Origin of the sequence: Haemophilus sp. HMSC066D02, from assembly GCF_001810545.1 — a bacterium.
GTDB lineage: Bacteria > Pseudomonadota > Gammaproteobacteria > Enterobacterales > Pasteurellaceae > Haemophilus_D.
The window spans coordinates 285030-296801 of the sequence record NZ_KV801805.1; the positions used below are offsets into that span (position 1 = coordinate 285030).

The 11772-nt window shown below is 40.7% G+C and carries 10 protein-coding genes; 4 read left to right on the plus strand and 6 right to left on the minus strand.

All coding sequences use genetic code 11. From position 1 onward, the window contains the following. Positions 1-2: 2 nt before the first annotated feature. Positions 3-1136, minus strand: coding sequence for an LPS O-antigen chain length determinant protein WzzB (locus tag HMPREF2750_RS04040; RefSeq protein ID WP_070582652.1), 1134 nt, complete (start codon positions 1134-1136; stop codon positions 3-5). Positions 1137-1338: 202 nt separating this feature from the next. Then, positions 1339-2757 (minus strand): glutamate--ammonia ligase, encoded by a 1419-nt coding sequence (gene glnA / locus HMPREF2750_RS04045; protein ID WP_005695276.1) that lies wholly within the window; start codon positions 2755-2757, stop codon positions 1339-1341. Positions 2758-3005: 248 nt separating this feature from the next. On the opposite strand from glnA, the gene typA reads away from it, so the two are divergent. Next, positions 3006-4856 (plus strand): translational GTPase TypA, encoded by a 1851-nt coding sequence (gene typA / locus HMPREF2750_RS04050; RefSeq protein ID WP_070582654.1) that lies wholly within the window; start codon positions 3006-3008, stop codon positions 4854-4856. Between the two features lie 82 nt (positions 4857-4938). Here the strand turns inward: typA and rdgC are convergent, their stop codons facing one another. Then, positions 4939-5850: a recombination-associated protein RdgC gene (gene rdgC, locus HMPREF2750_RS04055; protein WP_070582655.1), complete on the minus strand. Its 912-nt coding sequence runs from the start codon at positions 5848-5850 to the stop codon at positions 4939-4941. A 68-nt stretch (positions 5851-5918) separates the two neighbouring features. Here rdgC and proC point away from each other — a divergent pair, with 68 nt between their 5' ends. Genes proC through xerD form a run of 3 tightly spaced genes read left to right on the plus strand, consistent with a single transcriptional unit; the run spans position 5919 to position 8790 of the window. Further along, a complete protein-coding gene (gene proC / locus HMPREF2750_RS04060) occupies positions 5919-6734 on the plus strand; it encodes a pyrroline-5-carboxylate reductase (RefSeq protein WP_070582658.1) in 816 nt (271 codons plus the stop codon). Further along, a complete protein-coding gene (locus HMPREF2750_RS04065; RefSeq protein WP_070582660.1) occupies positions 6734-7894 on the plus strand; it encodes a 3-phenylpropionate MFS transporter in 1161 nt (386 codons plus the stop codon). Before proC ends, HMPREF2750_RS04065 begins: the two co-directional genes overlap by 1 nt. 2 nt (positions 7895-7896) lie before the next feature. After that, positions 7897-8790 carry a site-specific tyrosine recombinase XerD gene (gene xerD / locus HMPREF2750_RS04070; RefSeq protein WP_005698164.1) on the plus strand — a complete coding sequence of 298 codons (894 nt, stop codon included), beginning with the start codon at positions 7897-7899 and terminating at the stop codon, positions 8788-8790. 58 nt (positions 8791-8848) lie between these two features. Here xerD and HMPREF2750_RS04075 read toward each other — a convergent pair whose 3' ends face one another. The 3 genes from HMPREF2750_RS04075 to HMPREF2750_RS04085 all read right to left on the minus strand — a co-directional run bounded on the left by HMPREF2750_RS04075 (position 8849) and on the right by HMPREF2750_RS04085 (position 11755). Beyond that, positions 8849-9979: a glycerate kinase gene (locus HMPREF2750_RS04075; RefSeq protein WP_070582661.1), complete on the minus strand. Its 1131-nt coding sequence runs from the start codon at positions 9977-9979 to the stop codon at positions 8849-8851. Positions 9980-9993: 14 nt separating this feature from the next. Continuing rightward, positions 9994-11250, minus strand: a complete 1257-nt coding sequence (locus HMPREF2750_RS04080) for a GntP family permease (RefSeq protein WP_070582668.1) — start codon at positions 11248-11250, stop codon at positions 9994-9996. A gap of 148 nt (positions 11251-11398) precedes the next feature. Then, positions 11399-11755: a diacylglycerol kinase gene (locus HMPREF2750_RS04085; RefSeq protein ID WP_070582670.1), complete on the minus strand. Its 357-nt coding sequence runs from the start codon at positions 11753-11755 to the stop codon at positions 11399-11401. Positions 11756-11772: the final 17 nt, after the last annotated feature.

The window sequence follows — 11772 nt, forward strand, 5'->3', positions numbered from 1 at the left end:
TATTAACGTTTTTTAGTACTTTGAATCAATGAACTCAACAAAATAATAAAACTAGAAATCATCAAACCAATAATAAACCCAATTACAATAATTAATCCTTTTTGGGGTTTATCTTTAATCACGGGATAGTCTGGCTCACTTAAATAATAATACCCACTAACAGCACCTTCTTTCTCCACTTTTTTCTCTAACGCACTTAAGAGATTAGCTTGTTTTTCAATATTATAGTAATTCAACGGATAGACTAAAGGCGCATTTTTTAAGGTATTAACTTGAGCTTGCAAATATTGTTCCCCAAGCATAAATAAATATGTACCATCACTCAACTTTGAGTCAGTAGATGGCACTCGTGTATCACCAAGAGAAACTTCTAGTAAACTTATATTTCCACTTAACGACTTGGAATAATCTTTAATCCCTGCTGATTTAGCAATATTTAAAGCTGTTGTAAGATTTTCTAATTGAATTTGGCGAGCATTTTCAGCATCCTGCTTAATCTTGTTCTTTTGTATTTCTAAACTACCACGTACTACACTAATATCAGCTAGAAAATCTTTTTTATTTTGAATAACCACCCATTGGTTTACAAATTGGATATAAGCTGATAATACATCCTGTGCTTCTTTTGGCGTCTCGGCAGAAAAACTAACATTCACACCAATTGCATTTGGATCTTTTTTAGGATCTGGTACGGTAACAATCAGATTTTTATCGACCAAATTAGATAACAGCTTATGTTTAGTCTCTTCAGAATTAGCATTTTTATCAGCATAAGTGTTAAACCATTTTGATTGAGAAAAGAATGCCTCTTTCAAACTACGTGAAAATAAAGCTGTTTTAAAGTCATTAAATACGTTTTCGGAAACTTTATCTTGAGAAAAATCTTTGATATCTAGAATAGATGCATATTCGCTACGGAATGATAAATAATCACCTAAATTAGCGACTTTAGGCGGAATTACTACCGATTTGGATGTCCATTGTTCTTTGGCTGTAAAAGCATAGCCTGCCGCAATGGCGGTAAAAACGAAGGCAGATAAAATAATCCATAGTTTTTTCCTCCATAGATTTTTAACTAATTCAATCAAATCAATCTCATCTGACTCATTTATTTTTTGATAACGACTATCATTCATTATTAATCCTTTCAGGTCTCTTGAACATACTATAAATTCACCACATTCTACCTGAGTTCCCCCATGCTAACAAGGGAATTAGAATGATCTTAATGAATAATTATTAATTGTAATAACGAAAGAAATCATTAATATAAATAAAAAAGACACCACTAAAAAAGTGATATCTTTTACATTTAAAAATCAATTAATTATATACTAATTAAGCATAATACATCTCAAACTCAACCGGATGTGGTGTCATATTTAAACGTTCTACTTCTTTACGTTTAATATTAATAAATGCTTCGATAAAGTCTTTGGTAAACACACCACCTTGCGTTAAGAATTCATAGTCTTTTTCTAATGAATTCAATGCTTCTTCTAGCGAGCTCGCAACTGCTGGAATATCTTTTAATTCTTCCGGTGGAAGATCGTAAAGATTTTTATCCATTGCATCGCCTGGATGAATTTTGTTCACCACACCATCAAGACCTGCCATTAATAATGCAGCGAAAGCCAGATATGGGTTTGCCATTGGATCTGGGAAACGCGCTTCAATACGGATTGCTTTCGGGCTGGTTACTGCCGGAATACGAATTGACGCAGAACGGTTACTTGCAGAGTAAGCCAATAATACTGGTGCTTCAAAACCAGGTACTAAACGTTTGTATGAGTTAGTACTTGGGTTGGTGAACGCATTTAATGCTTTAGCATGTTTAATGATACCGCCGATGTAATAAAGTGCGGTTTCAGAAAGGCCTGCATATTTATCACCTTGGAAAATGTTTTTGCCATCTTTGCTTAATGACATATTACAGTGCATACCAGAACCATTATCACCCGTAATTGGTTTAGGCATAAAGCAAGCAGTTTTACCGTGTTCTAAGGCAACGTTTTGCACCACATATTTATAGATTTGTGTTTCATCTGCTTTTAAGGTTAAGCTGTTGAATTTCGTTGCAATTTCGTTTTGACCAGCTGTTGCCACTTCATGGTGATGAGCTTCGATGACTAAGCCCATTTCTTCTAAAATCAAACACATTTCAGAACGAATATCATGAGCCGTATCAATTGGTGCCACTGCACAATAACCACCTTTTTTCAATGGACGATAAGCATTGTTACCACCTTCATATTTTTTGTTGGTGTTCCAAGCGGCTTCAATATCATCAATGGCAAAAGAAGCACGGTTCATTGATACATCAAAACGCACATCATCAAATAAGAAGAACTCAGGTTCTGGACCAAAGAATGCCTGATCTGCAACGCCTGTTGAACGCATATAGTTTTCTGCACGAATAGCGATTGAACGCGGATCACGATCATAGCTTTGCATGGTTGTTGGCTCATAAACGCTACAACGAATTGAAAGTGTTGGGATCTGCGCAAATGGATCGACTACTGCAGTTTCAGCAATTGGCATTAAAAGCATATCGGCTTTGTTAATGGTTTTCCAACCTTCAACAGAAGAGCCATCGAACATTTTGCCATCTTCAAACATATCTTCATCGACAAGGCTAACCGGGATAGAAACACCATGTTCTTTACCTTTAATGTCGGTGAAACGAAGTAGCACGAACTTAATATCGTTCTCTTCGATCAGTTTAAATACGTTGGCAATTGCATTTGCATTTGGCATAAGGAGTCCTCTATTTTGCTATGTGTATAATCTTTATAAAAATTAAAAGAGTATTATAACGCAATCGCTTGCTTTTTTCATAAGATTTATTTTATGTCCTGGCGTAGCAGAGCAGCGAAATATCGTGTATAATTTTTGCCCTTTCGAGATTCTCGTAGAGTGGGTTTACTCACTAATTCAAACTACTTGGACTATTCGGTGGCATTAAAATTCCACCCTACAAAACTTAAACTTTAAGAACGTAATAAATGAAAAACGACATTGATATTAACAAATTGCGCAATATCGCAATTATCGCTCACGTTGACCATGGTAAAACCACCCTCGTTGACAAACTCCTTCAACAATCTGGTACATTTGAATCAACGCGTGGTGATGTTGATGAACGCGTAATGGACTCAAACGATCTTGAAAAAGAACGTGGTATTACCATTCTTGCAAAAAATACCGCAATCAACTGGAATGGTTATCGCATTAACATCGTAGATACCCCAGGACACGCCGACTTCGGTGGTGAAGTAGAGCGTGTACTTTCTATGGTGGATTCTGTGCTTTTAGTCGTAGATGCCTTTGACGGCCCAATGCCACAAACGCGTTTCGTGACACAAAAAGCCTTTGCTCACGGTTTAAAACCAATTGTAGTTATCAACAAAGTTGACCGTCCAGGCGCACGTCCTGATTGGGTAGTGGATCAAGTTTTCGATTTATTCGTTAACCTTGGTGCAACCGATGAGCAATTAGACTTCCCTATTATCTATGCCTCTGCATTAAATGGTGTTGCAGGTCTTGAACACGAAGAATTAGCGGAAGATATGACCCCATTATTTGAAGCGATCATTCAACACGTAGAACCGCCAAAAGTGGAACTTGATGCCCCATTCCAAATGCAAATTTCCCAATTAGACTATAACAGCTATGTGGGTGTTATTGGTATCGGTCGTATCAAACGTGGCTCAATCAAACCAAATCAACCTGTAACGATCATTGATGGTGAAGGTAAAACTCGCCAAGGTCGTGTCGGTCAAGTATTAGGTCACCTTGGTTTACAACGTTATGAAGAAGATGTTGCTTACGCAGGTGATATCATCGCGATTACTGGTTTAGGTGAATTAAATATCTCGGATACCATTTGTGATATCAACGCGGTTGAAGCCTTACCGTCATTAACTGTTGATGAACCAACCGTAACCATGTTCTTCTGTGTAAACACTTCACCGTTTGCAGGTCAAGAAGGTAAATATGTGACTTCTCGTCAAATTCTTGAACGTTTAAACAAAGAGTTAGTTCACAACGTGGCATTACGCGTAGAAGAAACACCAAACCCAGATGAATTCCGTGTTTCTGGCCGTGGTGAATTACACCTTTCTGTATTAATTGAAAATATGCGTCGTGAAGGTTACGAACTTGCGGTTTCTCGTCCTAAAGTAATCTACCGTGAAATCAACGGCAAAAAACAAGAGCCTTACGAACAAGTAACTATCGACGTAGAAGAACAACACCAAGGTTCTGTCATGGAAGCATTAGGTATCCGTAAAGGTGAAGTTCGTGACATGATGCCAGATGGCAAAGGTCGTGTACGTTTAGAATATATCATCCCGAGCCGTGGCTTGATCGGTTTCCGTGGTGAATTCATGACTATGACGTCAGGTACTGGTTTACTTTACTCTAGTTTTGATCACTACGATGACATCAAACCAGGTGAAATCGGCCAACGTAAAAACGGTGTATTAATTTCTAACGCCACAGGTAAAGCACTCGCTTATGCGCTATTTGGTTTACAAGAGCGTGGTAAATTAATGATCGAAGCTAACGTAGAAGTTTACGAAGGTCAAATCATCGGTATTCACAGCCGTACAAACGACTTAACGGTTAACTGTTTACAAGGTAAAAAACTCACCAATATGCGTGCATCAGGTAAAGATGATGCTATCGTCTTAACCACTCCGGTGAAATTTACACTTGAACAAGCTATCGAGTTTATCGATGACGACGAGTTAGTCGAGGTAACACCAGAATCGATCCGTATCCGTAAAAAACTCTTAACGGAAAACGATCGTAAACGTGCAAACCGTACGACAACCAGTACGAGCACACACTAATTAAAAACGTGCGGAAATTTGACCGCACTTTTAAACAAAAAAGGCGAACATCATATTCGCCTTTTTTATTTCATGATTAAAACTAGCCTAATCTGACTTTCTCACCACCGAATTCATCAAGTAAGTTTTCTGTTAGTTTAGATAAAATACCCGTCATCAATACAAAATCAGCATCAAAGCGTTGCGCATAATCTTCTTTTAAAATATCGGCATTTTTCTCGCGCACCGCATCAGCAAATTTTAAGCGTTTAAGCGTGCAATCTTCATTAAACACAAAAGTCAGCGTATCTTCCCATTCTAATGCGAGCTTGCTCACCACTTTTTTACCATCTTGTAAAAGCGCGAGAATCTCTTCATTTTCTAAAGGCTGTTTTTTGCAACGGATCACGCTGTCTTCTTGGCTTCCTCTCAATTCAGCTTCTTCTAATGCCACCAACCAATGCGGGATTTTTTCCTGCACAATCCAATCCGTTAAAATGGTCGAAGGTTCATTGGCAAAAGCCAACGGCACAACGGGTAATGAACCAAGTGATTTACGCAATAATGCTAAGGCATCTTCTGCACGTTTACTGGATGAAGCATCGACATGAACAAGATTATTTTCGGTATCAATCCACACGGCAGTTTGCTGATTTTTAGTGAATGCACGTGGTAATAAATTCATCACCACATCATCTTTTAACGTTTGTTTTTCCGTTTTTTTCAATTTGCGGTTTTCTTTTTGTTCAAGGCTTTCAATGCGTTCATCTAATTCACGTTTCACCACATTCGCCGGCAACATTTTCTCTTCTTTTTTCGCAACCAATAAAATGTGTTTACCGACAGAAAAATGCAATAATTCGCTGCCTTTCAAGGGATTCGTCCAACCGAATTTGTTTTGATCTTGTGAACCACAAGGATGAAATTCACAATCTGACAACTGGCGTTGCAATTCATTAAGATCCCAATCTAAGGGCTTCGTCAGCCTATATGACATTAAATTTTTAAACCACATCGTAACACTTCCTTCATAATAGGGTAAAATACGCGACATTGTAGCCCATAAACTCACGGGAAAAAATGATGCAACAGAAATTAATTGCCTTCATCGGCGGTGGCAATATGGCACAAGCGATTGTGTTAGGCCTATTAAAACAAGGTTATCCAGCCGACAAAATTATTGTTAATGATCCTAATGAAGAGAAACGTGCCTTTTTTGCTCAATATGGCATCGCCGTTTCGACAGACAACGAGCAATCCATCATACAATCTCAAGTTGTGTTATTTGCAGTAAAACCACAAGTACTAGCCGATGTTTGCAAGCCATTAAGTGCGGTTGATTTCTCTGATAAATTAATTATTTCTATTGCTGCGGGTATTTCTACAGCCCGATTAGCCGAACTCATCCCAACAGCAAAATCTATTGTTCGCGTGATGCCAAACACCCCTGCATTAGTGGGAGAAGGCATGGCAGGCTTATTTGCCGATAAAAACACACCTGAAATTGACCGCACTTTTGCGGAAGATTTACTTTCAGCTGTAGGGAAAACCACTTGGGTGACAAATGAAGATCACATGCATGCAGTCACTGCTGCGTCTGGCAGTAGCCCAGCCTACTTCTTCCAATTTTTAGAAGCCATGCAACAAGGCTTAATAGAAATGGGCTTAGATGAAAATCAATCTCGTGCGTTGGTACAACAAGCCATGTTAGGCTCGGCGAAGCTGGTGATTGAAAACCCACAGACTGCACTTTCCACGTTACGAGAAAATGTCACCTCAAAAGGCGGAACCACCGCAGCTGCGTTAAATGTATTCAATCAACTCCAATTTAACGACATCATTAAACAAGCGATGCAGGCCTGTGTGGCACGCTCACAAGAAATGGAAAAATTATTCTAATGCAAGTTCGTCCTTTTACTTGGCTCGCCTTGAGCTTTTTTGGCTACTATTGTGCCTACGGTGTGTTTCTTCCCCTTTTCCCAGCATGGTTGAAAACGCAATCTTATAGCGAAGAAAATATCGGCTTATTGCTCGCCTGTGCCTACATTTTCCGTTTCAGCGGCGGTATTTTATTTTCTGGCTTAATAAAACGCGTTTCCCTCTTAGTAAATGGCTTACGTTATTTAGGCGTGGCCAGTGCCATTACAATGGCCTTAATTGGACTAATGTCGCACAATTTCTGGCTCTTGTTTATTGGACTTGCATTGTATTCCATGGTGAATGCGGCCGGTATGCCGATTGGTGATAGCCTCGCCAGTACATGGCAACAACAAATTCATTTAGATTACGGCAAAGCGCGCTTAATTGGCTCCTTTGCGTTTGTTGTTGGTGTGATGGTATTCGGGTATTTCGTTGGGCTCGTGGGTGAGCAATATATTACTTGGATGATCACAGGCATACTCGTTTTTTACTGTATTGTGCAATTACTTCATCCGAACCCAATGCCGCAGGATGAACCTCAAAGTGCGGTCGAAAATTCCGTTGGATTTTTAGACTTACTGAAAAATAAAACCACCCTTCGTTTGTTTATTGCGATTGCACTGATTCAAGGATCGCACGCAGCTTATTACTCATATAGCACCATTTTTTGGACAAATCATGGCCACTCCGTTTCCGATGCAGGTTTATTTTGGGGAATCAGTGTATTAGCTGAAATCGTGGTCTTTTTCTTCTCTACTCGATTATTCAAAAACTGGACCATTACTGCCCTTTTCTATCTTACCGGTATTGCGGCTATCGTGCGTTGGCTCGCGTTCGGTTATGCCGATACCTTTGTTGAAATCGTGCTATTGCAATGTTTTCACAGTCTTACTTATGTCGTCGGCCATTACGCGACCGTGCGTTATATCACCACGCAACCACAAACCCATATTGCGAAATTACAAGGCTTATACAATGCCTTGGCGGGGTGTGCAGCCATTGCGATTTTCACTGCGCTTTCTGGCGTACTTTATCCAATTTCGCCAGTTTATGCCTTTAGTTTAATGGCCGCCTTTGCCTTCATTGGGTTATTTATCACCCCACGTGGCGTGAAAGCCTTTTTGGTACATAGAGTATAAACATGAATAATCTCACGCTAGTCGATTTATTCTTGAATGAATATTGGATCGAAAAAGGATTGTCTGAAAACACCGTGCAGTCCTATCGTCTCGATTTGACCGCACTTTGTGATTGGCTGGATAAACAAAATTTATCTCTCGAAACCCTCGAACCCTTAGATCTGCAACAATTTTTGGGCAGCCGTTTAGAACAAGGCTACAAAGCTACCAGTACTGCACGAATGCTAAGTGCGATGCGGAAATTATTCCAATATTTATATCGTGAAAAGTATCGTACGGATGACCCAAGTGCTGTACTGAGCTCACCTAAATTACCAAGCCGTTTACCCAAGTATTTAACCGAGCAACAAGTCACAGATTTATTAAATACACCTGATGTCGAAATTCCGCTCGAGTTACGCGATAAAGCCATGTTGGAATTGCTATACGCCACTGGATTACGTGTCACGGAATTGGTCACGCTCACTATTGAGAATATGAATTTACAACAAGGTGTCGTGCGTGTGATTGGTAAAGGTAACAAAGAACGCATCGTACCAATGGGAGAAGAAGCCGCGTTTTGGGTGAGACAATTCGTACTTTACGGTCGCCCTATTTTGCTTAATGGGCAAAGCTCTGATGTGGTCTTTCCGAGTCAACGGGCTCAGCAAATGACTCGCCAAACCTTTTGGCATCGTATAAAGCATTATGCCGTGTTAGCAGGAATCGATACTGATGCGCTTTCTCCACACGTTCTCCGTCATGCCTTTGCAACACATTTGGTGAATCATGGTGCGGATCTCCGTGTTGTGCAAATGCTCCTCGGACACAGCGATCTCTCCACCACGCAAATTTATACTCACGTGGCTAAAGAACGCTTGAAACACCTTCACGAAAGATTTCATCCACGGGGATAAAATCAAAAAGTGCGGTCAAATTTATCGTTATTTTTGACCGCACTTTAGTATGAAAAGCTTATTTCAATGACAACAATCTCGCCACATTTTGAGCTGTTGAGATTAAATTCTGCTCGCCTTGCTTGAGAATTGTCGGTAAATCACTCAGACTTCGAATTATCGGGAACACCGCATCAATTCCATGTTCATACACCACTTCATAATCCTCACGCAAACAACCTACAATCGCGATAACAGGCTTATTAAATTGTTTTGCTGTGCGTGCCACACCGATTGGGGTCTTACCTAAGATACTTTGCGCATCCATACGGCCTTCACCAGTAATCACTAAATCAGCCTCTTTAACTTGCTCAGCGAGTTTCAAATTATCTAACACGATCTGCACACCGGCTTTGAGTTGCACATTAGGTAAGAGCAATAAACCACCGCCCATACCACCAGCCGCCCCCGCACCTGGTTGCTCTTGAATTTGTTTACCACAATCCCGCTCGGCAATTTCGGAGAAATGGGCTAACGCAGTATCGAGTTCCTTCACCATCTCAGGCGTCGCACCTTTTTGTGGGCCAAAAATTGCAGAAGCACCACGTTCACCACAAAGTGGATTATTCACATCACAAGCCACTTCAATTTGTACGTGTTGCAATCGAGGATCTAAATCAGATATTTGAATTTCAGCAAGATTGGATAACGCTGCTCCACCAAAGCCAATGGATTGACCGTCTTTATCCAATAAACGTAAGCCTAACGCTTGTAGCATACCTGCACCACCGTCATTTGTAGCACTCCCACCAATCCCTAAAATGATGTGTTGAACACCCAGGTCAAGGGCTTGCTTAATTAGCTCCCCCGTACCCAAACTGGTAGTTTGACAAGGATTGCGTTTATCCATCGGGACAAGATGTAATCCCGACGCTGCCGCCATTTCGATGATTGCTGTTTTACCATCACCCGATAAACCGAAAAAGCTTTTTACTTGGTTGCCTAACGGTGCAGTGACTTCTGCCTCAATTAAGCGCCCCCGAGTGGCATCTACCAAAGATTGTACGGTTCCCTCTCCCCCATCTGCCATTGGTAATTTCACATATTCAGCGTTTGGGAAAATACGTTTAAAAGCAGTTTCAATCGCATTAGCCACTTCAAGTGCGGTTAAACTTTCTTTAAATGAATCAGGCGCAATGACAATTTTCATATTTTCTCCTTAAACTAACTAAATACACCAAAAATTAAGGTGGACACAATGGTCATAATTAACCCCACTGCACTTTCATAAGGAATCAATTTTAAGCGTTCTTTCATGTCCATATTTACGCTACCACCAGTTGCATGGAAGAAAGAACCATGTGGCATATGATCGAAAACTGTCGCCCCCGCATGAATCATCGCAGCACCTGCCAGACTACTCACCCCCAACTCTAATAGCGTTGAACTGAACACATTCGAAGCAACAGCAGTACCTGCAGTTGTTGATGCCGTAGCAAGCGACATGAGTGCACCTGAAATTGGCGCAAGGATATAAGAAGGTAAACCCGAATGTTTTAAGCCTTCAATGAGCACATCTTTCATACCGGAATTGGCAATAATACCGGCTAAAGCTCCCGTACCAAGTAGCATAATCGCCACCGGAGCCATTTTCCCTAAACCGCTAATCGCATAGTTATTGGCTTGGCGAAGCTTGCCCATACATAATGCGCCAATCAAACCACCAAGTGGTAACGCGATTAAAGGATCGACTTTAATATCGGCTAACGGACGAAGTGCTAGTAAGAAGATGGCAACCAAAGGCGCCATAAGTGCGGTCAAAAATGAGGGTAGATTCTGTGTTTCTACTGCGACAACCTCTTGGGATGAAACGCGCGAACCTTTGTTTCTTAAACGTTTTGCTAAAAAATACGTCAATATTAAGCCAAAAATAGCGGGGATAATCCCTGCCATCATCACTGACGTTAAAGGAAGATGGAATGTGTCTGCCGCCGCGATTGCATTGGGATTGGGAGACATTAAGTTTCCTGCTTTCCCCCCACCAATCATCGCTAATAGAATAGCAGGTTTTGATAAGTCAGTACGACGAGCAAGTGCTAAGGCGATTGGAGAGACCGTAATCACGGCAACATCAATAAATACACCAACGGCGGTTAAAATTAATGTGGCCAACGCTAACGCTAATAATGCTCTTGTTTCACCTAACTTGTTTGTAATGGTTTCAGCAATGGTATTAGCCGCACCTGATTCAATCAGTACTCCCGCCAATACCCCTGCTGCGAGAATTCGCATGACTGCGGTAGTGATACCTTGAGCGCCTCCGATCATGAGACTCACGGTTTGAGATAAATCAGCGCCACCAACTAATCCCCCTACTAAAGCCCCGACTAACATACCATAAGCGGGTGAGACTTTTTTCAAAATAAGGAAAATAGCGACGATGAGTGCAATGAGCGCACCTAAGGCTGAGACTGTTGGCATAGCGTCCTCCTGTTGATATGAATATGCAAAAATCTTTCTTATTTATATCAGCAAAAGTAGAGGAATAAAATCTTGTCCGACTTCCACCTACAAAAACGGCTTATGTAAAACACATAAGCCGACATTTTTACTTAAAATTGACCGCACTTTAGAAAAATAAAATACTTCCCCAAACAACGGCAACGATGCAAAGCGCAATGAATACCGCTGCTGAGCCTTGGTCTTTAGCTCGTCCTGAAAGCTCGTGTCGTTCTGTACCGATACGGTCCACCACCGCTTCAACTGCACTATTTAATAGCTCTACTGCCATCACGAGTAAAATCGATGAAATCATCAGTGCGATCTCAATTTTAGTGTCACCGAGCCAAAATGCGAGCGGTATCAGAATGCACGCAAGAAAACATTCGTGGCGAAATGCAGTTTCATTTTTGAATGCACTCTTTAAACCTTGTAAGGAATATTTTGTGGAGTTAATTAAATGGGTTAATCCCGTGGTTTTATACATAAAAGTTCCTATGTTGT